Source organism: Mesorhizobium sp. M0563 (assembly GCF_040321065.1).
Classification (GTDB): domain Bacteria; phylum Pseudomonadota; class Alphaproteobacteria; order Rhizobiales; family Rhizobiaceae; genus Mesorhizobium.
Window position 1 is genome coordinate 48,576 of the sequence record NZ_JAMYQV010000008.1, and the last position, 25,361, is coordinate 73,936.

Annotated in this window: 23 protein-coding genes and 1 pseudogene; 1 reads left to right on the forward strand and 23 read right to left on the reverse strand. The window is 62.9% G+C overall.

All coding sequences use genetic code 11. The features are described from left to right. Positions 1–19 precede the first annotated feature (19 nt). The 10 genes from NKI50_RS12950 to rimP form a co-directional block, all read right to left on the reverse strand. Positions 20–1,033 carry a class I SAM-dependent methyltransferase gene (locus NKI50_RS12950; protein ID WP_352716712.1) on the reverse strand — a complete coding sequence of 338 codons (1,014 nt, stop codon included), beginning with the start codon at positions 1,031–1,033 and terminating at the stop codon, positions 20–22. 104 nt (positions 1,034–1,137) lie between these two features. After that, the gene (pnp, locus tag NKI50_RS12955; RefSeq protein WP_023719557.1) at positions 1,138–3,285 is read right to left on the reverse strand and encodes a polyribonucleotide nucleotidyltransferase; all 2,148 of its coding nucleotides are present in this window, start codon (positions 3,283–3,285) and stop codon (positions 1,138–1,140) included. A 409-nt stretch (positions 3,286–3,694) separates the two neighbouring features. Next, entirely contained in the window at positions 3,695–4,006 is a 312-nt protein-coding gene (gene rpsO, locus NKI50_RS12960) for a 30S ribosomal protein S15 (protein WP_280940423.1), read from the reverse strand. Between the two features lie 140 nt (positions 4,007–4,146). Beyond that, positions 4,147–5,241, reverse strand: coding sequence for a magnesium/cobalt transporter CorA (gene corA / locus NKI50_RS12965; protein ID WP_023719558.1), 1,095 nt, complete (start codon positions 5,239–5,241; stop codon positions 4,147–4,149). A gap of 146 nt (positions 5,242–5,387) precedes the next feature. Next, entirely contained in the window at positions 5,388–6,347 is a 960-nt protein-coding gene (gene truB, locus NKI50_RS12970; protein WP_352716714.1) for a tRNA pseudouridine(55) synthase TruB, read from the reverse strand. Next, complete coding sequence (rbfA, locus tag NKI50_RS12975; RefSeq protein WP_292653998.1) at positions 6,347–6,772, reverse strand: 30S ribosome-binding factor RbfA; 426 nt, start codon at positions 6,770–6,772, stop codon at positions 6,347–6,349. The genes truB and rbfA overlap by 1 nt, the downstream gene beginning before the upstream one ends. A gap of 124 nt (positions 6,773–6,896) precedes the next feature. Beyond that, a complete protein-coding gene (gene infB / locus NKI50_RS12980; RefSeq protein WP_352716717.1) occupies positions 6,897–9,464 on the reverse strand; it encodes a translation initiation factor IF-2 in 2,568 nt (855 codons plus the stop codon). After that, entirely contained in the window at positions 9,461–10,111 is a 651-nt protein-coding gene (locus tag NKI50_RS12985) for an RNA-binding protein (protein WP_023719562.1), read from the reverse strand. The genes infB and NKI50_RS12985 overlap by 4 nt, the downstream gene beginning before the upstream one ends. A gap of 38 nt (positions 10,112–10,149) precedes the next feature. Beyond that, positions 10,150–11,745: a transcription termination factor NusA gene (gene nusA, locus NKI50_RS12990; RefSeq protein WP_023719563.1), complete on the reverse strand. Its 1,596-nt coding sequence runs from the start codon at positions 11,743–11,745 to the stop codon at positions 10,150–10,152. Between the two features lie 46 nt (positions 11,746–11,791). Then, positions 11,792–12,424 carry a ribosome maturation factor RimP gene (gene rimP / locus NKI50_RS12995; RefSeq protein ID WP_352716720.1) on the reverse strand — a complete coding sequence of 211 codons (633 nt, stop codon included), beginning with the start codon at positions 12,422–12,424 and terminating at the stop codon, positions 11,792–11,794. A 283-nt stretch (positions 12,425–12,707) separates the two neighbouring features. Here rimP and NKI50_RS13000 point away from each other — a divergent pair, with 283 nt between their 5' ends. Then, a complete protein-coding gene (locus NKI50_RS13000) occupies positions 12,708–12,872 on the forward strand; it encodes a hypothetical protein (protein ID WP_023719565.1) in 165 nt (54 codons plus the stop codon). A 46-nt stretch (positions 12,873–12,918) separates the two neighbouring features. Here the strand turns inward: NKI50_RS13000 and trmB are convergent, their stop codons facing one another. The 13 genes and pseudogenes from trmB to NKI50_RS13065 all read right to left on the reverse strand — a co-directional run bounded on the left by trmB (position 12,919) and on the right by NKI50_RS13065 (position 25,359). Continuing rightward, entirely contained in the window at positions 12,919–13,620 is a 702-nt protein-coding gene (trmB, locus tag NKI50_RS13005; RefSeq protein WP_352716722.1) for a tRNA (guanine(46)-N(7))-methyltransferase TrmB, read from the reverse strand. 11 nt (positions 13,621–13,631) lie between these two features. After that, on the reverse strand, positions 13,632–14,921 hold the full coding sequence (metK, locus tag NKI50_RS13010; RefSeq protein WP_023719567.1) for a methionine adenosyltransferase: 1,290 nt from the start codon (positions 14,919–14,921) through the stop codon (positions 13,632–13,634). 300 nt (positions 14,922–15,221) lie between these two features. After that, positions 15,222–15,641: a helix-turn-helix domain-containing protein gene (locus NKI50_RS13015; protein ID WP_023719568.1), complete on the reverse strand. Its 420-nt coding sequence runs from the start codon at positions 15,639–15,641 to the stop codon at positions 15,222–15,224. A 137-nt stretch (positions 15,642–15,778) separates the two neighbouring features. Then, on the reverse strand, positions 15,779–17,365 hold the full coding sequence (lnt, locus tag NKI50_RS13020) for an apolipoprotein N-acyltransferase (protein ID WP_352716724.1): 1,587 nt from the start codon (positions 17,363–17,365) through the stop codon (positions 15,779–15,781). A gap of 93 nt (positions 17,366–17,458) precedes the next feature. Beyond that, a pseudogene (locus tag NKI50_RS13025) lies at positions 17,459–17,916 on the reverse strand (VOC family protein). Positions 17,917–17,933: 17 nt separating this feature from the next. Further along, positions 17,934–19,007 (reverse strand): hemolysin family protein, encoded by a 1,074-nt coding sequence (locus tag NKI50_RS13030; RefSeq protein WP_352483241.1) that lies wholly within the window; start codon positions 19,005–19,007, stop codon positions 17,934–17,936. Positions 19,008–19,035: 28 nt separating this feature from the next. Then, a complete protein-coding gene (ybeY, locus tag NKI50_RS13035) occupies positions 19,036–19,533 on the reverse strand; it encodes an rRNA maturation RNase YbeY (protein WP_352483242.1) in 498 nt (165 codons plus the stop codon). A gap of 17 nt (positions 19,534–19,550) precedes the next feature. Further along, on the reverse strand, positions 19,551–20,543 hold the full coding sequence (locus NKI50_RS13040) for a PhoH family protein (RefSeq protein WP_023719573.1): 993 nt from the start codon (positions 20,541–20,543) through the stop codon (positions 19,551–19,553). An 83-nt stretch (positions 20,544–20,626) separates the two neighbouring features. After that, positions 20,627–22,036, reverse strand: coding sequence for a tRNA (N6-isopentenyl adenosine(37)-C2)-methylthiotransferase MiaB (gene miaB / locus NKI50_RS13045; RefSeq protein ID WP_352716726.1), 1,410 nt, complete (start codon positions 22,034–22,036; stop codon positions 20,627–20,629). A gap of 63 nt (positions 22,037–22,099) precedes the next feature. Then, positions 22,100–22,900, reverse strand: coding sequence for a lyso-ornithine lipid O-acyltransferase (olsA, locus tag NKI50_RS13050; protein WP_023719575.1), 801 nt, complete (start codon positions 22,898–22,900; stop codon positions 22,100–22,102). Positions 22,901–22,920: 20 nt separating this feature from the next. Continuing rightward, positions 22,921–23,415, reverse strand: coding sequence for a ribosomal protein S18-alanine N-acetyltransferase (rimI, locus tag NKI50_RS13055; RefSeq protein WP_023719576.1), 495 nt, complete (start codon positions 23,413–23,415; stop codon positions 22,921–22,923). Further along, positions 23,415–24,092 (reverse strand): tRNA (adenosine(37)-N6)-threonylcarbamoyltransferase complex dimerization subunit type 1 TsaB, encoded by a 678-nt coding sequence (tsaB, locus tag NKI50_RS13060; RefSeq protein WP_023719577.1) that lies wholly within the window; start codon positions 24,090–24,092, stop codon positions 23,415–23,417. The genes rimI and tsaB overlap by 1 nt, the downstream gene beginning before the upstream one ends. A 160-nt stretch (positions 24,093–24,252) precedes the next feature. Next, positions 24,253–25,359 (reverse strand): DUF1513 domain-containing protein, encoded by a 1,107-nt coding sequence (locus tag NKI50_RS13065; protein WP_023719578.1) that lies wholly within the window; start codon positions 25,357–25,359, stop codon positions 24,253–24,255. Between the last annotated feature and the right edge of the window lie 2 nt (positions 25,360–25,361).

Sequence of the window (25,361 nt, forward strand, 5' to 3'; positions counted from 1 at the left end):
CGGCTTGCCCCGCAGCGTTTCAGCGTCGCGCCGAGAAGACCTTGAACATGCCGTCGCGGGCGAGCTCCGCATGGCTGGAGAAGGCGGCCGCCAGCACCGGTTCGTAGGGAAGCTGACGGTTCGCCACCATGAACAGCCGGCCGCCCGGCTTCAGCGCCTTGCCTGCCGCGCGGATCATGCCGGCACCGATTTCGGGCTCAGTCGCCCGGCTGCGGTGAAAGGGCGGGTTCATGGCGATCACATCGTAGCGGTGCTCGACCGGCTCGCTCAAAAGATCTATCCAGAAGAAACGTGGCTCCAGGCCTGTGTTGCCGACATTGACCTTCGCCGCCTCCAGCGCCTCGAAATCCGCTTCGTAAAGGTCAAGCGCCGATATGCCGGGTGAGCGGGCGGCGACTTCGGCGGCGACATAGCCCCAACCGGCACAGAAATCCGCAACGCTGCCACGCAGATCGTTGGGCAGATTTTCGACCAGCAGCTTCGATCCGGCATCGATCTTGTCGAACGAAAACATGCCTGGGGCCGTGCGGAAGCGGTCCTCGACCACCAAGTCCGGATTGGCGGCGCGAAGCGTTGCCGCGGCAACGGTATCGGCCGGCCGGCGAAACCAGAAGGCAATGCCGTGATGCTTCGGCAGGTGGCCTTCGGGCGGCACAAGGGCGCCGACATGCTTGCGCAGGCTGGCGATACCATCGTCCTTACCGCCGGCGACGACGATCAACCCGCCTGATGCCACGTGCTCGATCGCTTCTGCGACGCGCAACTCGTTTTGTCCGCGATGGCGGCCAGCGAGCACTAGCGCCGCGTCGAAAGCCTTGCCTTCCACTTGCGGCGTGACGGTGAAGCCGGACGCCTGCAAGGCGCGAAAATGCGGCCTGAAGCCTTGGACGAGATGAAGCTTGGCATCGAAGCCTTCGAGCAAGCGAAAGCCGGGCTCGGCACCGAGAAAAAGAATATGTTCATCCTTTCGCGGCAGGGAAACGGTCCCGGCCTCGAAAGGATGGAAAAGCGTCTTCAGCGGCTCGGCGGACATTCACCACTCTTGAACTGCAAGGCTGTTGTTGAAATGCAAACGGGCGCGACCTTCCGGCGCGCCCGCTTCGATTGCTTTATGCGTTCGACGGAACGCAACCCCGCTTAGGCGGCGTTTTCTTCGCCTTCGCTCTTCTTATCGCGGGCGATTTCCTTGCCGGTGGCCTGGTCGACGACCTTCATCGACAGGCGGACCTTGCCGCGCTCGTCGAAGCCCATCAGCTTGACCCAGACCTTGTCGCCTTCCTTGACCACATCGGAGGTCTTGGCGACGCGATCATTGGCGAGCTGCGAGATGTGGACGAGGCCGTCACGCGGACCGAAGAAGTTGACGAAAGCGCCGAAGTCGGCGGTCTTGACGACCGTGCCTTCGTAGATTTCACCGACTTCCGGCTCGGCGACGATGGTGTGGATCCACTTCTTCGCCGCCTCGATTTCCTTGGCGTTGGCCGAAGCGATCTTGACCGTGCCGTCATCCTCGATGTTGATCTTGGCGCCGGTCTTTTCGACGATCTCGCGGATGACCTTGCCGCCCGAGCCGATCACGTCGCGGATCTTGTCGGTCGGGATGTGCATGACCTCGATGCGCGGCGCGAACTCGCCGAGCTCGGCACGCGCGCCGGACAGCGCATGGGCCATTTCGCCGAGAATGTGCTGACGGCCATCCTTGGCCTGGTCGAGGGCGATCTTCATGATCTCCTCGGTGATGCCCTCGATCTTGATGTCCATCTGCAGCGAGGTGATGCCGTAGGCGGTGCCGGCAACCTTGAAATCCATGTCGCCGAGGTGGTCCTCGTCGCCGAGGATATCGGAGAGCACGGCGAAGCGCTCGCCTTCCTTGATCAGGCCCATCGCAATGCCGGCGACCGGCTTGGCCAGCGGCACACCGGCATCCATCAGCGCCAGCGAGGTGCCGCAGACGGTAGCCATCGAGGACGAGCCGTTGGACTCGGTGATCTCCGAAACGACGCGCAACGTATAGGGGAACTGGTCGGCGGTCGGCAGCATCGGCCGGATGGCGCGCCAGGCGAGCTTGCCGTGGCCGATTTCGCGGCGGCCGGGCGAACCCATACGGCCCGTTTCACCGACCGAATAGGGAGGGAAATTGTAGTGCAGGAGGAACTTCTCCTTGTACATGCCGGTCAGCGAATCGACATACTGCTCGTCCTCGCCGGTGCCGAGCGTGGCGACGACCAGCGCCTGGGTCTCGCCGCGAGTGAACAGCGCCGAGCCGTGTGTGCGCGGCAGGACGCCGACTTCCGAGACGATCTTGCGGACCGTCTTCAGGTCGCGGCCGTCGATGCGCGAGCCGGTGTCGAGGATGTTCCAGCGCACGACCTTGGCCTGGAGTTCCTTGAACACGGTGCCGATCTGTTCGGACGTGTATTTGGCCTCTTCGCCTTCTGCCGGCGCAAACGCAGCCTTGACCTTCGCCTTGACGGCGTCGACGGCGGCATAGCGCTTCTGCTTGTCGGTGATCTTGTAGGCATCGCGAAGCTCGCCTTCGACGATCTTGAGCATCTCGGCTTCAAGCGCGGAATAGTCCGGCGCGGTGAAATCGCGCGGGTCCTTGGCGGCGACTTCGGCCAGCTTGATGATCGCGTCGATCACCGGCTGGAAGCCCCTGTGGCCGAACATGACGGCGCCGAGCATCAGATCCTCGCCGAGTTCCTTGGCTTCGGACTCGACCATCAGCACGGCGTCGGCGGTGCCGGCGACGACCAGGTCGAGCTTCGATTCCTGCATCTCGTCGACATGCGGGTTGAGCACGTATTCGCCGTTAATGTAGCCAACGCGGGCGCCACCAACCGGGCCCATGAACGGCACGCCGGACAAGGTCAGTGCGGCGGAGGTGGCGACGATCGACAGGATGTCCGGATCATTTTCGAGATCGTGCTGGACGACGGTGACAACGATCTGGGTGTCGTTCTTGTAGCCTTCGGCGAAGAGCGGGCGGATCGGGCGGTCAATCAGGCGGGAAACCAGCGTTTCCTTCTCGCTCGGACGGCCTTCACGCTTGAAATAGCCACCCGGGATCTTGCCGGCGGCGTAAGTCTTTTCCTGGTAGTTGACCGTCAGGGGAAAGAAATCGAGGCCGGGCTTCGGCTCTTTCATCGAGACGACGGTGGCGAGAACCTTGGTTTCGCCATAGGTGGCCAGCACCGCGCCGTCAGCCTGACGTGCGATCTTGCCGGTTTCGAGAATGAGCGGACGGCCGCCCCATTCGATTTCCACTTTGTGGTAATTGAACATATCTTGTCCTTCGTATGCGGAAAGGGCCGCGCCGTTTCAGCGTGCGCGGATGCCCCTTTCCCTTGGCTTCCTTTCTCGGGCAGCCACGGGCAAGACAACGGGAAGCTCGGCTATTCGGCGCATTTGCCGCACGAGCGTCCTGCAATCCTGCCCCATGACCGTCCATGGGCGGTTTCGAGTGGCCCTCTGCTGTTTCGAAACCGGGTTGGCCAATCGATCCGACTGGCCTTGCGCGTGAACCCGAAAACCAGGTTTTCGGAAAGTATCCTGCGCAAATCTAAAACTTCAGAGCGTCCTTTGCGCATCCAAACCGGTGCGCGGCGCTCTGCTTTCTTCATTGGAGCCTTGGATGATCCGATGCTCCAATGCGCGACCGGCGGGCTCTCGAAAGAACCCGCCGGTCAATTCGTCAACGGCGCAGACCGAGCTTCTCGATCAGCGTCTGATAGCGCGCGTCGTCCTTGCGCTTGAGATAATCAAGCAGGCTGCGGCGCTGGGAAACGAGAGCGAGCAGGCCACGGCGGGAATGGTTATCCTTCTTGTGGTCCTTGAAATGATCGGTCAGGTTCTTGATGCGCTCGGAAAGGATGGCCACCTGGACTTCCGGAGACCCGGTATCGCCCTTGGCGGTTGCGAATTCGCCCATCAATTCCTTCTTGCGTTCGGCAGTAATCGACATCGTGTTTTTCCTTGTCTGTTTGAGGAAACGGGACGCCCTCAGCCGGGATGTCGTCCAGCAGGGGCCGGTGCAAGCAACGCGTCAAAGCGCGAAGCTGCGGCGCATATAGTGCAATTCCGACAAAAAGGCCAGCCCAATTCACAAGCCGGCTTTTTGCTGCATAAACGGGCACTTCCGCATGGTCAGAGCCATTTCTTCCATTTGAAGTATGCGTAGAGCCCGACCGCAACAATCGCCATGAAGACGAGCGACAGGGGATAGCCGTAATAGGCTTTCAGCTCCGGCATGTTCCAGGGCGAGGTGTCGGGGTCGAAATTCATACCCCATACGCCGACGAGAAAGGTGAGCGGCATGAAGATCACCGAGACGATGGTCAAATAGCTGATGACGTCGTTGGTGCGCGCCTGGCTGAGCGACAGGTGCATCTCGATCAGGCCGGTCAGCATATCGCGCTGGGTTTCGACCAGTTCGATCAATCGCAGCGAATGATCCAGCGTGTCGTTCAGGAATAATTTGGTTTCGGCCTTCACATAAGAGACGTCGTTGCGGATCATGGTCGCCAGCGCGTCGCGCATCGGCCAAAGCACGCCCTTCAGCACATTGGCGTCGCGCCGCAATTCGTGAAGCTGCCGCATCTGGTGCTTGTGCGCCTGGTTCAGCATCTGGTCCTCGATGCTGTCGACCAATTCGCCGGCAGCCTCGATCGGCGGGAAATAGCTGTCGACGATGGCGTCGATCAAAGCATAGGCGAGATAGTCGGCGCCGCGCGAGCGCAAGCGGTTGGGCACCGAGCTCGCGATCCGCTTGCGCACGGGATCGAACGGGTCGCCTTCGCGCTCCTGGAAGGTGACGACGAAGTTCTTGCCGAAGAAGACGGCGATCTGTTCGTAACGATGGGCGGTGACATCGTCGATCATCCTGACGACGACAAAGGCATGGTCCTCGAAGAAATCCACCTTGGGCCGCTGACCGGTGTTGACGACATCTTCCAGCGCCAGCGGATGCAGGTTGAAGATCCCGCCGATCTCCTCGATCAGCTGGATGTTGGCGAGGCCTGTGCAGTCGAGCCAGATGATCGGCCAATTGTGGCAATGGGTGTTGACGTCGTCGATGCTGGCATTGTCGATCGTCTTGAACTTCTCAGGCGAGATCAATGTCAGCCTGAGCTCGGAGCGGCGCGCCGCCGGGTCGGCGATCAGCGTGCCCGGCGAAGCCCCGACCGGTGGCCGCCGTGTTTTGAGCGCCGCTCGCTTGTTGACCGTGTCAGCCTTTGCCATGTGCCCCCTCGAGTGCAGCGTCGAACGGCACTACAGCACAGCGCATCTTTTCGGACGACAAACGACGCCGTAGCCCTGTTGATTTAGCGCATGATCCTTTCCCAAAATAGAATCCGGTTTGGAGATCATGCGCCGGGCGACAGCTGTTACCCGACAAAGACCCGCTTTGGCTTGAACATGCCTTGCTCGATGGCGCCGATGGCGACCAGCTTGCCGCGCGCGGTGGCGCAGGCCTCCTCAGCTTCTACCGGCGCGTCACGGCCGCGAATGATGACCGGATTGCCGAGGCGGATTTTGGTTGCCGCATCGTCGCTGATCGCAACCTGCGGCAAGCATTCGAGCGCCGCGGCGGTGTCGACCAGAAGTGCATCGATGGCACCGAAGTCGATCGGCGCGTCCGCTGCTTGCGAAGCGTCCTCGCTCTGTTCGCCGAAGCGGGCGGCCTCCAGCTCGGCCAAGGTGACGAAATCTTCCTGCGTGAACGGCTCGACCTCGACCCGCCGCAGCTCGGCGATGTGACCAAAACAGCCAAGGTCGCGCCCCATGTCGCGCGCCAGCGAGCGGACATAGGTGCCCTTGCCGCATTCGACCTCGAAGATGGTGCGATCGGCCATGTGCTCGACCAGGTCGAGCCGGCCGATCTCGACCTCGCGTGCCGGAATGTCGACCGTCTCGCCGTCGCGGGCAAGGTCGTAGGCGCGCTCGCCGGCGATCTTGATCGCTGAGAATTGCGGCGGTGTCTGCATGATCACGCCGGTATATTTCGAAAGCAGCGCCAGCACTTCGGATTCCGCCGGACGGAGGTCTGAGCTTTTGGTCGCCGCGCCTTCGAGGTCGTCGGTCGAACGCTCCTCGCCCCAGGCGACGGTGAAGCGGTAGACCTTGGCGCCGTCCTGGACGTAAGGCACAGTCTTCGTCGCCTCGCCAAGCGCGATCGGCAGCATGCCCGACGCCAGCGGGTCGAGCGTGCCGGCATGGCCGGCCTTTTCCGCCTGGAACAGCCATTTGATCTTGGAGACGGCTTCGGTCGAGCCCATGCCGACCGGCTTGTCCAGTACCAGCCAGCCCGAGATCGGCCGGCCCTTCTTCTTGCCGCGGCGCGCCACTATTCGCTATCCTTCCGGTCGTCTTTGTCTTTGTCGTCGGCGCTGAGATCGCGCGCCACTTCGGGCGAGTGCAGCAATTCGTTGATCTTCTGGAAATTATCGTAGCTGGTATCGAGCCGGAAGCGGAATTCCGGCATGTACTTCATCTGCCGAAGGGCGCCGGAGACGCGGCCGCGGACGAACTTCGCATGCTTGTTGAGCGCTTCGACCACCGCACCGGCATCCTTGGCGCCGAGCGGCGAGACGAAGGCGGTGGCGATCTTCAGATCGGGCGACATGCGCACTTCGGAGACCGAGACCACTGTGTTCTCGATCAGCGGATCGAGGATCTCGCCGCGCTGCAAGGTTTCGGATAGCGCATGGCGCACCTGCTCGCCGACGCGCAGCATGCGCTGGGATGGGCCTGACGGGGTCGAACGGGGCATTTTCCTCGGTCCTGAAATCGTGAAGCGCGGGATGGAACCGCGCCGCATGTCTCATATGGTTTGGGCGGCGGCCTTTCGACCACCGCCCGGTCTCAATAGATGCTCGAACTCAAGACGCTCGAACTCAGAGCGTCCTGGTTACCATCTCGACGCGGAAGCACTCGATGACGTCACCGACGCGCATGTCCTCGTAGTTCTGGAAGGCCATGCCGCATTCCTGACCGCCCGGAACTTCCGAAACCTCGTCCTTGAAGCGCTTCAGGGTCTTCAGCGTGCCTTCGTGGATGACGACGTTGTCGCGGATCAGGCGCACGCCCGCACCACGCTCGACCTTGCCTTCGGTGACACGGCAGCCGGCGATCTTGCCGACCTTGGTGATGTCGAAGATCTCGAGGATCTCGGCATTGCCGATGAAGGTCTCGCGACGCTCCGGTGATAGCAGGCCGGAGAGCGCCGCCTTAACGTCATCGACGAGATTGTAGATGATCGAATAGTAGCGGATCTCGATGCCTGCCGCAGCCGCGGCCGCACGCGCCTGCACATTGGCACGAACGTTGAAGCCGATGATCGCAGCCCCCGAGGTCTCCGCCAGCGACACGTCGCTTTCGGTGATGCCGCCGGCGCCCGCATGGACGATGCGGGCGCGCACCTCGTCGGTGCCGAGATTGTCGAGCGCCGCGTTGATCGCCTCGATCGAGCCCTGCACGTCGCCCTTGATGACCAGCGGGAATTCCTTCAATCCGCTGGTCTGCAATTGCGACATCATCTGTTCAAGCGAGCCGCGCTGGCCGGCATGCCTGGCCACCGCCTTCTCGCGCGCCAGACGTTGGCGATATTCGGTGATCTCGCGGGCGCGGGCTTCGTTGTTGACAACGGCGAAGCGGTCGCCGGCCAGCGGCGTACCTTGCAGACCGAGGACTTCCACCGGCATTGCCGGCGGCGCTTCCTTGACCTGATCGCCGCGATCGTTGACCAGCGCGCGCACCCGGCCCCACTCGTTGCCGGCGACGAGAATGTCGCCCGGCATCAGCGTGCCGGTCTGCACCAGCACGGTTGCGACTGGGCCGCGGCCCTTGTCGAGCTGGGCTTCGATGACAACGCCTTCGGCGGTGCGGTCCGGATTGGCCTTCAGGTCGAGGATTTCGGCCTGCAGCAGGATCGCTTCGAGCAACTTGTCGAGATTGATGCCCTTGGTCGCCGACACCTCGACATCCAGCACCTCGCCGCCCATGGATTCGACGAACACCTCATGGCGCAGCAGTTCCGAGCGCACCTTCTGCGGGTCGGCGTCGTGCTTGTCGATCTTGTTGATCGCCACGATGATCGGAACGCCGGCCGCCTTGGCGTGGTTGATCGATTCGATCGTCTGCGGCATCACGCTGTCGTCGGCCGCCACCACCAGGATGGCGATATCGGTCGCCTGGGCACCGCGGGCACGCATCGCCGTGAAGGCGGCGTGGCCGGGCGTGTCGATGAAGGTAATCTTGTTACCGTTCTTCTCGACCTGATAGGCGCCGATATGCTGCGTAATGCCACCGGCTTCGCCGGACACCACGTTGGCATTTCGGATGGCATCGAGCAACGAGGTCTTGCCGTGATCGACATGGCCCATGATGGTTACCACCGGCGGACGCGGCTGCAGGTCCTCGGGACGATCGGCGATGTTGAACAAGCCCTCTTCGATGTCGGACTCGGCGACGCGGCGGACCGTGTGGCCAAATTCGGTCGCGACGAGTTCGGCCGTGTCGGCGTCGATGACGTCGCCAGGCTTCAGGATCTGGCCCTGCTTCATGAAGAACTTGACCACGTCGACAGCGCGCTCGGACATGCGCTGCGCCAGCTCCTGGATGGTGATGGTTTCGGGCAGGATCACTTCACGCATGACTTTCTCGCGTGGCTCATTATGCAACGCGCGCTTGAATTTCTCCTGACGGCGGCGCATCGACGACAGCGAGCGGGCGCGCGCATCCTCGTCGGAAAGCGCCGAATTCAGCGTCAGCTTGCCGCGGCGGCGGTCTTCCTCGCCCTTGGTCGGTTTGGCCGGACGCGCCACTTCGGGCGTGACCAGACGGCGCACTGGTGCGCCGGCACCGGTCCGCTTCGGCTTGACCTCTTCCTCGTCATCGACTGTCGCCAGTTCGGCGGCCAGCGGCGCACGGCGGCGTGCCTCTTCCTCGGCACGGCGGCGGGATTCAGCCTCGGCTTGCAGCCGTGCCTCTTCCTCGGCCTGACGGCGAGCCGATTCCTCGCGCTCGCGGCGGCGGCGCTCCTCGTCCTCGCTGCGGCGCTTGGCCTCCTCGATGGCGCGTTGGCGATCCTCGACGTCACGGAGCTTCGAGCCCTCGAGAGCCCGGCGGCGTGCTTCCATTTCCTGGCGCGACAACTCGTTCAGCACCATGCCGCCGCGTTCGACCGGCGGCGGAGGCGGCGGCGCCTTGGGGGCTTCCTGCACGGCAGGCGCTGCCGCGACCGGCTTCGGCGTGAAGACGGACACAGGCGCTGCCGCCGGCTCCGGCTTGTCGCCGGGCAGCGAGAACTTGCGCTTCTTGGTCTCGACAACCACCGATTTGGTGCGGCCGTGCGAGAAGTTCTGGCGCACCGTGCCCTGTTCCATACCGGGGCGCTTCAGCGTCAAGGTCTTCTTCGGCGTAACACTCAGCGTCTTGTCGTCGCCCGATTTCGTATCGCTCATTCCATATCCTCTGCGGCATCATCTTCGTCAGCAACGGCCGCAAGCATTGCCAGATCGTCCGGGGAACCGCCCCGATATCGGTCGAGCGCAACCATGCGCTTCTGGACCGCCCTGCCCGCGTCTCCCGCGAGAACGGCAGCATGTATCACATTTGTACCCCCCAATGCCAAGCTCAACTCGGCCTCGGAGAAAAGTTTGTAAGCGCGGATCGCAGGCCCGCCGAGGTGGACGGTTGCCCGTCGCGCCTGGCTTATCTTGCGGACGCCATCGTCGGAAGCCTCGGTCGCGTGGAGCACGAAAAGTGCAAGTCCGCCGCGCACGGCGCTCTCGACCTTGGTCGCTCCGAGCGCTATGGCGCCCGCCTTGCGGGCCAGGCCAAGCATGCCCAGAGCGGACCTGGAAAGCAGCGCGTCGACCATGCCGCCAAGATCGGCTGGCACGGTCACCTGCGCCTTAAAAGCACGGGCAAACAGGTTTTTCGCCGCTGCCTTGTCTATATGTAGGCGGTCGGCGGTCACCCAGCAACCGCGGCCGGGCAGGTTTCTCTTGATGTCCGGAACGACGGCCGAATCCGGGCCGACGACGAAACGGATCAGCTCATCCGGTTCGGCTTGCCTGCGGGTGACGATGCAGGTGCGATCGTTCATCTCGTCCAAGGGCGGGTTCGGTGCGATGCGGTTTCACCTCACGCACCGACGGTTTCGTCAGCCGGCACGCCCTCGGCGGCAAGCTCGTCTTCGGTGATCCAGCCAGCCTTCAGGCGAGCGGCCAAGACCATTTGCTCGGCATCGGCGCGCGACACGCCGTGGTTGGCGAGCACACCCGGGAATACCTTCGTCTCGCCGTCCTTGCGTTCCTTCCAGCCGGTCAGGTCGTCGGCGGCGTAGCCGGCGAAATCCTCGATCGTCTTCACGCCGTCCTCGCCGAGCGTCACCATCATGGCGGTGGTGATGCCGGGAATCTCGCGCAGCTCGTCCTTAACGCCGAGCGCCTTGCGCTTCTCGTCATGCTCGGCTTCGATCTTCTCCAGATATTCGCGGGCGCGGGTCTGGATCTCCGAAGCCGTGTCCTCGTCGAAGCCGTCGATCGACGCGATTTCGCCGGAATCGACATACGCGACCTCCTCGACGCTGGTGAAGCCTTCGGAAGCGAGCACCTGGCCGACCATCTCGTCGACGTCGAGGGCTTCCATGAACAGCGACGACCGTTCAACGAATTCCTTCTGGCGCCGTTCGCTCTCTTCCTGCTCGGTCAGGATGTCGATATCCCAGCCGGTGAGCTGCGAGGCAAGACGGACGTTCTGGCCGCGGCGACCGATGGCCAGCGACAGCTGGTCGTCGGGGACGACGACCTCGATGCGCTCGGCATCCTCGTCGAGCACGACCTTGGCGACTTCCGCCGGCTGCAATGCATTGACGATGAAGGACGCGGCCGAGGGCGACCACGGAATGATGTCGATCTTCTCGCCCTGCAATTCGCCGACGACCGCCTGGACGCGGCTGCCGCGCATGCCGACGCAGGCACCGACCGGATCGATGGAGCTGTCACGGGAGATGACAGCGATCTTGGCGCGCGAACCCGGATCGCGGGCGACCGACTTGATCTCGATGATACCGTCGTAGATTTCCGGCACTTCCATGGTGAACAGTTTCGCCATGAACTGCGGATGGGTGCGCGACAGGAATATCTGCGGGCCGCGTTGTTCGCGGCGCACGTCATAGACGTAGGCGCGGACGCGATCGCCATATTTATAGTTTTCGCGCGGGATCAGCTCGTCCCGGCGGATAATCGCCTCGCCGCGGCCGAGATCGACGATGACGTTGCCGTATTCGACACGCTTGACGGTGCCGTTGACGATCTCGCCGATACGGTCCTTGTACTCGTCATATTGCCGGTCGCGCTCGGCCTCGCGCACCTTCTGCACGATGACCTGCTTGGCCGACTGGGCGGCGATGCGGCCGAAATCCATCGGCGGCAGCTGTTCGGCGATGAAATCGCCGAGCTGGGCGTCCGGATTGCGCTCGCGCGCCGAGGAAATGGCAATCTGCGTCGCGTAGTCGTCGACCTTCTCGACCACTTCCATCAGCCGCTGCAGCTTCATCTCGCCGGTATTCGGATTGATATCGGCCCGGATATTGGTTTCCTGGCCGTAGCGCGAGCGCGCGGCCTTCTGGATCGCATCGGCCATAGCGGCGATGACGATCGACTTGTCGATCGACTTTTCACGCGCGACCGCATCGGCGATCTGCAGCAGTTCAAGCCTGTTGGCGCTTACAACCATCTTCTTTCTCCCGAGCTTGTTGCCGACCTTACGGCCGGCAGCCCAATCACATTTCCTGTTCGGTTTCGTCTTCCGCACCCTCTGGTGCGTCTTCGGGTTCGCCGCGGCGTTTTCTGGCTTCCTTGCGCGCCCGGTTATCCTTCGACAGCGCATCGCGGATAAGATCATCGGTCAGAACCAGCCGCGCTTCGGCAATCGCATCGTAGGGAACACGCACCGTCGGCTCCTCGCCGTAAGCGGCCTTGTCGCGCTCGATCAGCACACCGTCCGCGTCGCTTTCGGCGATCTTGCCCTTGAAGCGCTTGCGGTCGGCGACGAGAACCGACGTTTCCATCTTCACCAGATGGCCGGTCCAGGCTGCAAAGTCCGATTTGCGGACCAGCGGCCTGTCGATGCCCGGCGACGACACTTCGAGATGATAAGCCTTCTCGATCGGATCATCGACATCGAGCGCCGGCGATACTGCCCGGCTGACCTCTTCACAATCCTCGACAGTCATCGTGCCGTCCTCGCGCTCGGCCATGATCTGCAGCGTCAGCCCGTTCTGGCCCGACAGATGCACACGTACCAAGCGGAAACCGATGGTGCGCAGTACCGGCTGAACGATCAGCGCGATGCGCGCATCGATGCCGCTTTCGCGGATGATGCGGTCGTCGCCTTCGCTTGCCGTCACTGTCATTCGGTCCCTGTCGTTCGATTCCTGCTTGGCCGGCAGGTAATAAAAAAGAGCGGGACCGGGTGGACCCACTCTTCGTCATACCGACCAAGAATTTGAAGCTGATATAGACGATCGTGGCCGTCGTTTCAAGCCCGTCGTGCATGACGGCAAGGCTCCGAGTCCGCAGCGCTGCGCCAAATGCATGGCGCCCATGCAGTAATCCTCCTTTGAGCACCGGCAACGCACGACTATCTATGTTGCATTGCACAATTGGAGCGCTCACTACGCTCGGAAGGATCCGATCATGAACAATCGTGGATTTTTTTCAGCCATAGGCGACTTTTTTAGCGTGTTTGGCAGCGCCGTAGCAGCGTCGCGTGCTGTGGAAAACGGTCGCAAGCCGCGTGCGAATGATCTGCGCAATCTGGGCATGGAGCCGGCAGCCTTCGATAAAATCCGCCGCTTCTAAGCCAAGTGAACAGGAGAGCCTTCGGCCGCTCAGCTCGGACTTCCTGCTATTTCCGCACAAAGGTGAGATAGGCGGGCCGTCGGCCCTCGCGAATGGCCTTGGCCTCATAGCGCGTCCCCGGCCAGCCATCATAGGGCCGACGCCAGTCGGCTGCTTCGTTTGCCTGCCACGTGAAGGCGCCATGCGCCCGGCAATGCAGCAGCGTCCAGTTCACATAGCTGTCGATGTCTGACGCAAAGTGGAACTTTCCGCCGTGCTTCAAGACGCGCGCGAAGCGGTCGAGATTGACCGGGCTGACGAAGCGCCGCTTCCAGTGCTTCTTCTTCGGCCACGGATCCGGGTAGAGAAGGTCGATGCCGTCAAGCGAAGCCTGCGGCAGCCAGTCAAGCAGGCGTGTGGCGTCGTCGTCATAGACGCGCAGATTGGCAAGCGGCCGCTCCCGGACCGCCATCATCATCTTGGCCATGCCGTTGACGAAAGGCTCGACGCCGATAAAGCCGGTCGCCTGGCTGGCCGTGGCACGGTGCAGAAGATGTTCGCCGCCGCCAAAACCGATTTCGAGCTGGACAGCGGAAACTTCGGCTTCGAAAAGGCTGCGCAGATCGGCTGGCGGTTCAACCGTCAGATCGAGCCTGTAGGCGGCGAAGCCGCTCTCCAGCGCCGCCGCCTGCTGCGGTCGAATGGTTTTGCCGCGCCGGCGACCGAAAAACGCCTCGGTCGCACGGCTTGGCCGGCCCTTCGGGTCCATAGGCGCCGCGGTTAGGCGGCGACTGCTTCGGCGACCGGTTCGGCGAGAGCGTCCTTGAGCGCCTTGGCGAGATCGGTCTTCTCCCAGGAGAAGGATCCGTCGCGGCCGGCCTTGCGGCCAAAATGGCCGTAGGACGACGTCTTGGCATAGATCGGCTTGTTGAGATCGAGATGGCGGCGGATGCCGGACGGCGATAGGTCCATCACGGTGCGCAGTGCACGCTCGAGCTTTGCCTCGTCGACCTTGCCGGTGCCGTGGAGGTCGACGTAGATCGACAGCGGCTGGGCGACACCGATCGCGTAGGAAAGCTGGATAGTGCAACGATCGGCGAGCTTCGCGGCAACCACGTTCTTGGCGAGATAACGCGCCGCATAGGCCGCCGAGCGGTCGACCTTGGTGGTGTCCTTGCCAGAAAAAGCACCGCCGCCATGAGGCGCAGCCCCACCATAAGTGTCGACGATGATCTTGCGGCCGGTCAAGCCGGCGTCGCCATCGGGCCCGCCGATGACGAACTTGCCGGTTGGGTTGATGTACCAGTTGCAGTTGTCGGCGATCTTCAGGTCGCCCAGTGCTTCGCGAATATAGGGCTCGACGACGTTGCGCACCTTCTTCGAATCCCACGTCTCATCGAGATGTTGGGTCGACAGCACGATCTGCGTCACTTCCGCCGCTTTGCCGTCGACATAGCGGACTGTCACCTGGCTCTTGGCATCCGGCCCGAGCCTGCCGGCATCACCGCTGCCCTCATGGCGCGCAGCGGCCAGCAATTCGAGGATCTTGTGGCTGTAATAGATCGGCGCCGGCATCAGGTCCGGCGTTTCGCGGCAGGCATAGCCAAACATGATGCCCTGGTCGCCGGCTCCTTCCTCGCCTTGCCGGTCGGAAGCGTTGTCGACGCCTTGGCCGATATCCGGTGATTGGCCGTGCAGCAGGACCTCGATCTTGGCCGTCTTCCAGTGGAAGCCGGCCTGCTCGTAGCCGATTTCGCGGATTGCCTTGCGGGCGACCGACTTGAACTTGGCCGGGTTGACAATCGGATGACCGGCCGCATCCTTCAGGACGTTGCCCTCCTTGTCCTTCTTGAGCAGCGTCTCGGGGACGCGCACTTCACCGGCGATGACAACGCGATTGGTCGTCGCGAGCGTCTCGCAGGCGACGCGGACTTTCCACGGGTCCATGCCGGTCTTTCTAGCCTCGCGGTAGACGAGATCGACAATCTCGTCGGAGATACGATCGCAGACCTTGTCGGGATGGCCCTCGGCAACGGATTCCGAGGTGAAGAAATAATTGTGCCGCGTCACGGGTGTCCCCTCTTGAAAAAATATCGGCAGGCCGCCGATTTTGGCGCGCCAGTTGTTAACGGTGCCGGGCGCCGCTCGTCAAGTCGTGCAGCCGTTCTAGCATGAATTTTGACGTTATTATCTTTGCGTCCAGAAGACGGCGGCAGGGCGCACTACCCTCATCTCTTGCACTCACAGGCTGAAGAGAACGGTTTCGTGGAAGCATGTCGAGCAAAATCGATCCGCGCGTCGGCGCATCTGCGGAATGCACATCCCACGGTGCACTCAGCCACGAGAAATTGCATGCCCGGCTACGGCCAGTCAATCGACCTCGTCGACGGAGAGCGACTTCACAAGCTCGATGATCTTGCGACGCACTTTCACGTCGGCGATCTTGACGAAGGCGCGGTTCAGCTGGAGGCCTTCCGGGCTGCCGCAGAATTCGACGGCGGAGGTCATCGACGCATCCTCGGCAAATCCACGGTTGCCCACGGCCTCCTGACCGGGCGCATCCTCGAAAAAGAAGGCGACGGGAACGCCGAGTATCGAGGCGATTGCCTGCAAACGACTGGCGCCGACGCGATTGGTGCCTTTTTCGTACTTTTGGATCTGCTGGAACGTTATGCCGAGGTTTTCGCCCAGTTTTTCCTGACTCATTCCCAGCATATTGCGGCGAAGCCGGATGCGGCTTCCGACGTGGATGTCGATCGGATTCGGCTTTTTCTTGTTTTCTTCTGTCATTTTTTCCTCGCCGAATTTTTCCGGCTTTTTCTATTTTGCTGCCCAAACGACGCCGCGGCCCGTGCCCCAACAGAACGACCTTATCGACTTCGAGAATTTTCAGGCGCTTACAGTATGAGTTTCTAATGTGTCGGCTGTCAATTCGCCCGTAGCCTTTGCCTTACGTTCAAAATGCATGCCGCAACGGCAAGCAAAAACATGATCAGCATTCCGTTAATGCGTCGTTGGCCGGAGGAAACGATGGCTTGGTTGGAGATCGGCACACGCACATCGATGGCGCCGCGTGCGTCGATAGCCAGCGCGTCGACGATGCGTCCTCGCGGGTCGACAACGGCCGAAATGCCGTTATTGGCCGCGCGCAACAGGGGCACCCCATTCTCCACCGCCCGGATCTGCGCCTGCCTGAAGTGCTGGTACGGCCCTGGCGTGTCGCCGAACCAGGCGTCATTGGTGACGTTCACAATAAGCTCGGCTGACGTGGCGTCAACCGCGACCAGATCGGGAAAGATGACCTCATAGCAAATAAACGGCAGCGCCCGGATGCCGCCGGGCAGCGTGATCGGGTGCCGCTCATTGCCGGCCGCGAAGGTCATTGGGCCGGCGACAAGCTGCTCAAGCCCAAAGCGGCCGAGCAGATCGGCGAAAGGCAGGTATTCACCAAACGGTACCAGATGAACCTTGTCGACGGCATCGACGATTTCGCCCCTTTCGTCGATCGCCACGACCGAGTTGTAGTAACGGCTTCCGGTCGCCGAGCCGCCTTCCTCGCGAACGACGCCGGCGACCAGCATCTGGCCATCGCCGAGCATCTCTCCGATGGCAGGCAAGGCATCCGGACGTTCGGTGAACAGAAACGGCACGGAGGTCTCCGGCCACAGGATCAACTGCGGCCTGTCATGGCCGGGTTCCGGCGCTTTGGCCGAAAGCCCCATCATGGTGGCGAAGATGCGGTCACGCACCGAGGCATCCCATTTTTCCGTGAGGTCGACGGCAGGCTGCACGATACGGACGTCGAGGCTGCGGGCGGCCGGCTTTTCGGGGGCGGCGAGCCTGATATAGCCGAAGCCGGTATGGGCAGCGACCAGAACGACAAGCAATGCCACGCCGAGGCAAAGATGCCGGCGCGCCGCAAGCAGGGCCGGCAGTGCAAAGACGAAGACTGCAAGCGCATTCATGCCGATCATGCCGGTCACCGACACGCTCTGCATCAGCAAAGGCACCGGCATCGCCGCATAGCCGACGGCATTCCAGGGAAAGCCGGTGAACAGGAAGCCGCGCAGCCATTCCGCCAGCGCAAAGCCGAAGGCGAGCGCGGCGATGCGGCCGATGTCATTGCTCCACAACAGCCGGGCAACCACGGCGGCGAAGCCATAGAAGAAGGCGAGCGCGAGGGGGATGCCGACCACCGCGAATGGCAAGGCCCAGGCGAAGCTGTCGGCCTCGACCAGAAGCGCCGAGCCAACCCACCACAGACCGGCAAGGAAGTAGCCGAAACCGAACCACCAGCCGATGGCGAAAGCCGGCAGCAAGCGTCGCAGAAAACCGTCCGAGGCTTCGCCGGTCGCGCCATCGAGAAGCCACACCAGCAGCGGGAACGAAACGAAACAGACGGCGAAGAAATCGTAAGGCGCCTGAGCGAGAACCGCCAGCGCGCCGGCAAGAAACGCCACCAGCGCGCGCCGCCAGCCCCAAAGCAGAATTATCCGGCCGGCCTGGCGCTCCATCTATGCTTCCGAGTCGTGCGAATCAGGAAGCATGATTTATCAGGCCGCGGCCTTGGCTCCAAACCGGATAAGAGCGAACAAGTCCGCTCATAGCTATCGATGCCAGCCTTCGATCTTCAGTCCGCCCAGCCGCTCAGCCTCTTCGCGTGGGACGGAGCGGACAGTCTGGGAAAAGGTCCAGACATGGCCTTCAGGATCGCGCGCCCTGTACTGCCGTTCACCGTAGAACTGGTCGGCAGGCTCCTCGACGATCTCGGCTCCCGCCGCCCTTGCACGATCACAGTGGGCATCTATCCCGCATAGACCGACTGCGTGTTCTTGCCTGCAACTGAAGCCGGGCTGGCTATATGGTCGGCCCATTCGGAATCGATGATGATATAGCCGTCGCCGAACCGCATCTCGGAATGGACGAGCCTGCCATCGGTATCGCTGACCACCATGCTCGGCTCGAAGCCGAAAGCCTTTTCAAGCCATGTCAATGCGGCCCGCGGATCCTGGTAGAAGACGCCGGAGCCCAGTGTCGAGTGCTTGAACGGGTCCTCAATCGGCATCGGGCGAGCCGCGTCTTTCAAGCCTGCTCGGTGCGGGCGGCGCGGCGGCGGCGCTCGCCCTTCAGGGTTTCGACTATGCGCACGCGCTTGACGCGGCGTGGGTCGGCGTCGAGCACATGGAACTCGAAGCCGGGTATGGCCTGCACCACTTCGCCGCGCGCCGGCACCCGGCCAAGCGTGTTGAAGATCATGCCGCCGATCGTGTCGACATATTCGCCGTGCTCGCCGGCGGCGAAATCCTCGCCGATCATCTTGGCGACATCGTCGATCTCGGCCTTGCCGTCGACGATGAAGACGCCTTCGCCGGCCTGGGTGATCATCGGCTCGTCGTCGTCGTGCTCGTCCTCGATGTCGCCGACCACCATCTCGACGATATCCTCGAGCGAGACGAGGCCGTCGGTGCCGCCATATTCGTCGATGACCAGCGCCATCTGGGTGCGCGTCGTCTGCATCCGCCCCATCAGGTCGGAGGCGAGCATCGACGGCGGCACGAACAGCACCGGTCGGATCAGGTTGAGATCGCCGATGGTGCGCGCCAGATCGACCTGGGCGAGATCGAGAACCGTTGCGACCGCGGTTTTCCTGGTCGTCCTGCCCTTTCGGACGCGGGCGACCTTGGTGATGTGCGCCAGCACGTCGCGGATATGGACCATGCCGCGCGGGTCGTCGAGCGTCTCCGAATAGACCGGCATGCGGGAATGGCCGGACTGTTCGAAGAGCCCCAGAAGATCACCCAGCTTCGTGGTGATCTCGACCGCCTCGATGTCGGCGCGCGGCACCATGACGTCCTCGACGCGCACTTCGCGCAGACGCAGGATATTGTTGAGCATGGCGCGTTCGCCGGGCGAGAAGGATTCCGCATCGCTCGCCGTTTCGGCAAGCGCACCGGCAATCTCCTCGCGCAGGCTGGTGCCGTTGCGGTGCCTGAAAAGCCCGAGCACGCGATCGAACAGGGAAGGACCGGCAGGCGATGCCTCGCTGGCGAAGCTGCCGGTCGTGGTACTCGGACTCGAGCCCTCTTCCGTCGTTTCGGAAGGCTTGATCGCACTGCCGGCATCGGGGCGGGCGGCAGTCTCTGGTTTGTCGTTCATCATCGTCCGGTCAATTGATCTTTTGTAATTACGTGTAGGGATCGGGAATGGCAAGCCTCGCAAGTGCTGCGCGCTCTGTCGCTTCCATCAGTTCCGCTTCGGCGTCGGTTTCGTGATCGTAGCCCAGCAAATGCAGCAGGCCATGGATAACGAGATGGGAGATATGGTCCTCGACCGGCTTGTCTTCCAGTGCCGCCTCGCGCGCGACCGTCTCGGCGGCCAGCACGATGTCGCCAAGCATCGGCGGCAGCGGCCCGCCCCGGGCAAACGGAAAAGCCGGAAAAGACAGGACGTTGGTCGGCTTGTCCTTGCCGCGCCAGCCGGCATTGAGCGTGCGGATATGGGCATCGTCGGAAAAGAGGATGCTGAGCTCGGAACGCCCGTCCGCACCGGTTTCGGCAAAGGCGGCCGAGACGGCATGGTCGACCAGCCGCGTCAGCGTCGTCTCGGCGGGCCAATCTCCGGCCTCGATCGCGATATCGATCTCGACGGGAAGCGGCCCCCCCGCCTTTTGCTCCTCAGCCATGCGGCCGCATAATCATATCAGCCTTCGACACCCAAGCCCCTGGCCAGCTTGCCGTCGCGGTCGTAGGCCTTGACGATCTCGGCGACCAGCGGATGCCTGACGACGTCGCCTTCGTTGAAGCGGACCGTCACCATGCCGGTGACGCCGTCGAGGATTCTCAGCGCCTCGACCAGGCCGGACTTGGTGTTTGGCGGCAGATCGATCTGGGTCGGATCGCCGGTGACGATCATGCGCGAGTTCTCGCCGAGCCGGGTCAGGAACATCTTCATCTGCATGGGCGTGGTGTTCTGCGCCTCGTCGAGGATGACGGCAGCGTGCGCCAGCGTACGGCCGCGCATGAACGCCAGCGGCGCGATCTCGATGACCTCGGCGGCAATCGCCCGCTCGACCTTGTCGGCCGGCATCATGTCGTAGAGCGCGTCATAGAGCGGCCGCAGATAAGGATCGACCTTCTCCTTCATGTCACCCGGCAGAAAGCCAAGCCGTTCGCCGGCCTCGACCGCGGGGCGCGACAGCACGATGCGTTCGACCATGCCGCGTTCGAGCAGCATTGCCGCATGCGCCACCGCCAGATAGGTCTTTCCGGTGCCGGCCGGGCCGATGCCGAAGACGAGTTCCGACCGCTCCAGCGCGCGCATATAGGCGTCCTGGTTCAGCGAGCGGGCATAGATCGTCTTCTTGCGCGTCGATATCTGGGCGGCAGACACCTTGCCCTTGCGCTCCAGTGTCGGCAGCGTCAGTTGGTCGTCGGCGGCGATCGCCATGCGCACAGCGCCGTCGACATCGGACTGGCCGATATCGGTGCCTTTCTGCAGAATTCCGTAAAGATTGTCCAAGGCGCGGCGTGCCTGCTCGGCCGCCGAGGAAGAGCCTTTGATGGTCAATTGATTGCCGCGCGAGCGGATGTCGACGCCGAGCTTCTGCTCGAGTCTGGCCAGATTCTCGTCGAATTGGCCGTAAAGGGCGCTGGCAAGCTTGTTGTTGTCGAAAGTCAGTACGATGTGCGCCATATCCGAGGCCCCCGAGGGTAGGTTCTGGGGCAGGTTCTTCACTTCAGCAGCGCTCAACCGTCTCTCCTCATCTGCCGAGACCTTCAGGCCAATTCGGCGAACAGGCTGTTGTAGCCCGTCTTCGTGATTCGTACCTGGATAATGTCACCGATTTCGCCGGCCATTTCATCAACAATAACCGGCTGCAGCCAGGGCGAGCGGCCAACCTTCTGACCGGCCTGGCGGCCCGGCTTTTCGATCAGCGTGTCGATGGTCCTGCCGATCAGGCTTGCGCCGAAATCCTGCTGCTGTTTCAGCAGTAGCGCCTGCAGCCGCTGCAGGCGCTCGTCCTTGACGGCCTCCGGCACGTGATCACTCATCTCGGCGCCCGGCGTGCCGGGGCGCAGCGAATATTTGAACGAAAAGGCCGAGGCATAGTTGATGTCTTCGACCAACTGCATGGTCGCCTCGAAATCGGCTTCCGTCTCGCCGGGAAAGCCGACGATAAAATCGCCCGACAGCGCAATGTCGTTCCGTGCGGCACGGATGCGGTCGATCAACGTCAGATAGTCCTTGGCCATATGCCTGCGGTTCATCGCCTTGAGTATGCGGTCGGAGCCGGATTGCACCGGTAAATGTAGATAGGGCATCAGCGTAGGCAAATCACGATGGGCGGCGATCAATTCATCGTCCATGTCGCGTGGATGACTGGTTGTGTAGCGCAGGCGCGCCAGGCCCGGAATCTCGGCCAGCCTGAACAGCAGCCGGCCAAGGCCCCATTCCGCGCCGTTTTCACCTCTTCCATGCCAGGCATTGACGTTCTGGCCGAGCAGCGTCACCTCGCGCACGCCGGCATCCGCCAGGCGCTCGGCCTCGGCGACGATCTGTGCCACCGGCCGCGAGACTTCCGAGCCGCGCGTGTAGGGCACGACACAGAAGGTGCAGAACTTGTCGCAGCCTTCCTGAACGGTCAAGAACGCCGTCACGCCGCGCCTGATCAGTTCGGCGCGCTTCGGCTGCGGCAGATGCTCGAACTTGTCCTCGACGGCATAGTCGGTCTCGACGATCTTTTCGCCGCTCCGCGCCCTCGCCAGCACACCGGGCAGCCGGTGGTAGGTCTGCGGGCCGATGACCAGGTCGACGGCCGGCGAGCGGCGGATGATCTCGGCACCCTCGGCCTGCGCCACGCAGCCGGCGACGCCGACCAGCATTTCGCGCCCGGCCCTTGCACGCTCGGCCTTCAACTCACGGATGCGCCCAAGTTCGGAATAGACTTTTTCCGCCGCTTTCTCGCGGATGTGGCAGGTGTTGAGCAGCACCAGATCGGCCTCGCCGATAGCGTCTGTCGCGGCATAGCCGTCGGCCGCCAGCGCATCGGTCATGCGCTGCGAATCGTAGACGTTCATCTGGCAGCCATAGGTCTTGACGAAGACCTTTCTGGTCGCGGCAGGCAGAACGACTAGGTTTTCGGCGGCAGCGCCGATGTCGTCGCGTTCTATCGTGTTCAATTCCATTTCGCGGCTTCTAGCGCCTTTCCCTGACAAAAAACAGACGAATCTGGCCGGAACCTGCGCGGCTTACCGGCTTGGGCGCGGTTCGGCGAGAGCCGCCTGTACCATCTCGCGCACCTGGCGTTCCATCTGCTTTGCCGTTTCCTTGCGGCTGGAGCCCTTGGAGAAAGCAATCGCCTCGCCAAAATGCACCTCGACGTCGAGGGCGCCCTCGGCCATCAGCACCTTCAGATGCGGCATCAGCTCTTCATCGCCGATCCAGGCGGCAACCGGCCGATGCCGGCGGCCGAGCGGCACGCCATGCAGGCGCGTATAGACGATCGCCACCGGCTGGATGAAGACCTGTTCGGCCGCCCCTTCCGCAATCGCCATTGTAGCGGCGCCGAACAGCGTACTCTTGAACGGCAGGATCATGTTGCCGTCGCCGGTCGAGCCTTCGGCAAACAGCACCATGGCGTCGCCCTTAGCCATGCGGCCGGCGATCTCGCTCGCCTGGTCGCCCGACGAACGTTTGCGCTCACGTTCGATGAAGACAGTGCGCTGCAGCTTCGACAGCATGCCGATCAACGGCCAGCCGGCCATGTCGGCCCTGGCGATGAACGTCACGTCGACCATCGACCCCAGTACCATGATGTCGGTCCAGGAGATGTGGTTGGCGGCAATCAGCAATGGGCGCTGGCCGGACAGCGCCCCCTTGACATGGATGCGCAGCCCCAGCGCCCTGACGATCATCCTGTGCCAGATCTTCAGGATGAAGGTCTCGCGCCAGAGCCCGGTCCTCATCGACAGGACCTGCAGCGGCACAAGCACCAATGAGCCGACGACAACCAGCCCCAGCGCCAGGAAAATCCTGATTTTTCCGATCATCCGCACACCCCGGCGTTTGGCTAGCGAAGATCGCGGCGCATGACAAGCGCGCCGGTCGGGCCGTGTTCCGGCGATTTGTAATAGTTGGCGCGCTTGCCGACCTCGCGGAAGCCAAGCCGCCGATAGAGCGCGATCGCAGCGACGTTGGTCTCGTCGACCTCGAGGAAAAGTGCCTCGGCGCGCTGTGCGTGCAATTCGCGCAGCACCGCATCCATCAATTGCCAGCCGAGCCCCCGGCGCCGATGCGAGCGTGCCACCGCGACCGTCAGGACCTCCCCCTCGCCGGCCGCCAGCCGCGCCAGCACGAAGCCGACCGGCGGCTTGGCGCCCTGTCCGGTCTCGCGCGCGGCATAGCCGAACACGGTGTCCTGCTCGAGCAGTGCGGCGAATTCGTCGTCGGTCCACGGCCGCGCGAAATCCTCGCGATGCAGCACCGACATGGCCGCGCTGTCGGCAATTGTCAGCGGCTCGAGCGCATAGTCCCTGCGGCGCGGCTGGAGGAACGGAATGCGCATCAGTTTTTTTGCCTCGATAAAACAAAGCCGGCCTGCGGCTTGGCGTCGGCGCCGCGCAGATAGAGCGGTTTCGGCTTTTCGCCCTCGCCCTTGGCTGCGGCCCGATGGGCATAGACGGCGATGTCGGCGGTGGCCGCCGTCCCGCCGAGATCGAAGCTGCGCCCGGCCGCCGCGGCAATTTGGGTTGCCGCCGTGCCCGCCAGAACCGGAGAGATGTCGGTCGCCATGGCTGCGGCTTGCGAGAGCGTGGTCACAGCCGGACCATAGATCAGAACCGACCTCTCATCGTAAAGCGCCGCATGGATCTCCTCGCGGCCTGCATCGAGCGCGGCGAGCACGGCGCGGCGGGGAAATATCGCTGCGGCCTCTGCGGCCAACGCCTCCAGAGTCGTCACGCCGATCGCGGGGATTTTCAGCGCCAGCGCAAGGCCGCGCGCCGCCGAGACGCCGACGCGCAGACCGGTGAAGGAGCCCGGACCGGTCGCAACGGCAATGGCGCCGAGGCCGGTAAAGTCCGTTCCGGCCGCCTTCAACGCCCCTTCGATGACACCCATCAGATGCTCGGCATGACCCTTGCCGAGATCGAGCACCGAACGGCCGAGTTCTTTCCCGGCCGCCGCGTCGTAGACGCAGGCGGCGCAGAGATTGGCGGCACAGTCGATGGCAAGCAACTTCATGAAGCGCCCGGTTGAGACAGTTTCGAAAGCAGCCTCCCTCTGCCCGCCAAGGCTGATCCCCGCAAGGGGAATATCCACAAATCTTCAGGCGACTTGCTTGGAGTGTGGGTCCAAGAAGGTAAGTTTCGACGAACGCAACTGCCACAAACCGTTGCCAGGATTAGCCGATCTGCTCGATACGCAGCACGTGATTGTCCCAGACATAGTCCGGCTCGGAACGGATCGTGCCACCGCCCTCGACAATTTCGCCGGCGCCCGTCGTCGCCATGAAGCTTTTCCCATCGGGCGCCACGCCACAGACCTCGACCAGCGCCTTGGTAGCGACGATGCGGCTGCTGGCGGTGTCGATCACGGCAAGCGAATTCCCCTCAGGCGAAGACACGGCGATGGTGCCGGCGGCAGGGTTGGCGGCGACCGAGCCGATATAGTTCCTGAAGCCGGAGAGCACGTCTTGCGACATGTCGAGCAATTGCAAGTCCTTGCCGCGCGGCGCGCGGCCGACCAGCGGGGGACGATCGGTACCCGGCCCCCTGTATTGACAGCCGAACCAGACGGTGCCGGACCGGTCGGCATCCATATGGCGGATCGACAGTTGGTGCAGCGCCGGCGGCAATTCGTGCTTTTCGGTGAGATCGCCGGTAAGGCGGTCGACCAGAACATAGGACGGCTTCATCGTTGCGATATTGAGCTCTGCGCGGCCATAATCCGGATGCGTCTCGATGCCGCCATTAGCCACAGCAATCGTCCTGCCATTGGAAAGCAGCAAAAGCTCGTGTGGGCCCATGCCGTAGGTCGGGAACTCGCCGATGCGCTTGAATTTCGCATGCGCGTCATAGACGCCGACCACGCCGGCGGCATTGTCGAAATCGTTCTCGGTGGCGTAGAGCAGCGTGCCGTCGGCCGAGAACACGCCATGGCCGAAAAAATGTCGGCCGGCAACGCTGGCAATGGTCTGCGGTTCATCGCGGCCGGTATGGTCGAAGACGACAGCAAAGGTGCCCGGCTGCCTGGCAAACACCACCGACCGCTTCGACACCGGGTCGAAAGTAACGTCGTGGCCCCGATCGGGCAGATCGATCGTGTGCAACAACTTGCCGGCCTCGGACAGGACGGCCGCGCCATAGCTGCCGTCGCGCTTGACGAAAGCGGTGGCGAAGACCGCGTCGGCGTCGAGTGTCTTTGCCCAGGCCGACGGCGCCATCGCCGCTACGAAACCAGCGCCTGCGGCCCTCAGGAAATCGCGCCGATCGATCAGCGGCGTCCTCATGA

Coding starts and splice junctions, on each gene's coding strand:
- NKI50_RS12950 (WP_352716712.1), bottom strand. CDS start 1,033: ATGTCCGCCGAGCCGCTGAAGACGCTTTTCCATCCTTTCGAGGCCGGG.
- pnp (WP_023719557.1), bottom strand. CDS start 3,285: ATGTTCAATTACCACAAAGTGGAAATCGAATGGGGCGGCCGTCCGCTC.
- corA (WP_023719558.1), bottom strand. CDS start 5,241: ATGGCAAAGGCTGACACGGTCAACAAGCGAGCGGCGCTCAAAACACGG.
- rbfA (WP_292653998.1), bottom strand. CDS start 6,772: ATGCCCCGTTCGACCCCGTCAGGCCCATCCCAGCGCATGCTGCGCGTC.
- infB (WP_352716717.1), bottom strand. CDS start 9,464: ATGAGCGATACGAAATCGGGCGACGACAAGACGCTGAGTGTTACGCCG.
- NKI50_RS12985 (WP_023719562.1), bottom strand. CDS start 10,111: ATGAACGATCGCACCTGCATCGTCACCCGCAGGCAAGCCGAACCGGAT.
- nusA (WP_023719563.1), bottom strand. CDS start 11,745: ATGGTTGTAAGCGCCAACAGGCTTGAACTGCTGCAGATCGCCGATGCG.
- rimP (WP_352716720.1), bottom strand. CDS start 12,424: ATGACAGTGACGGCAAGCGAAGGCGACGACCGCATCATCCGCGAAAGC.
- NKI50_RS13000 (WP_023719565.1), top strand. CDS start 12,708: ATGAACAATCGTGGATTTTTTTCAGCCATAGGCGACTTTTTTAGCGTG.
- trmB (WP_352716722.1), bottom strand. CDS start 13,620: ATGGACCCGAAGGGCCGGCCAAGCCGTGCGACCGAGGCGTTTTTCGGT.
- NKI50_RS13015 (WP_023719568.1), bottom strand. CDS start 15,641: ATGACAGAAGAAAACAAGAAAAAGCCGAATCCGATCGACATCCACGTC.
- lnt (WP_352716724.1), bottom strand. CDS start 17,365: ATGGAGCGCCAGGCCGGCCGGATAATTCTGCTTTGGGGCTGGCGGCGC.
- NKI50_RS13030 (WP_352483241.1), bottom strand. CDS start 19,007: ATGAACGACAAACCAGAGACTGCCGCCCGCCCCGATGCCGGCAGTGCG.
- ybeY (WP_352483242.1), bottom strand. CDS start 19,533: ATGGCTGAGGAGCAAAAGGCGGGGGGGCCGCTTCCCGTCGAGATCGAT.
- NKI50_RS13040 (WP_023719573.1), bottom strand. CDS start 20,543: ATGGCGCACATCGTACTGACTTTCGACAACAACAAGCTTGCCAGCGCC.
- miaB (WP_352716726.1), bottom strand. CDS start 22,036: ATGGAATTGAACACGATAGAACGCGACGACATCGGCGCTGCCGCCGAA.
- olsA (WP_023719575.1), bottom strand. CDS start 22,900: ATGATCGGAAAAATCAGGATTTTCCTGGCGCTGGGGCTGGTTGTCGTC.
- rimI (WP_023719576.1), bottom strand. CDS start 23,415: ATGCGCATTCCGTTCCTCCAGCCGCGCCGCAGGGACTATGCGCTCGAG.
- tsaB (WP_023719577.1), bottom strand. CDS start 24,092: ATGAAGTTGCTTGCCATCGACTGTGCCGCCAATCTCTGCGCCGCCTGC.
- NKI50_RS13065 (WP_023719578.1), bottom strand. CDS start 25,359: ATGAGGACGCCGCTGATCGATCGGCGCGATTTCCTGAGGGCCGCAGGC.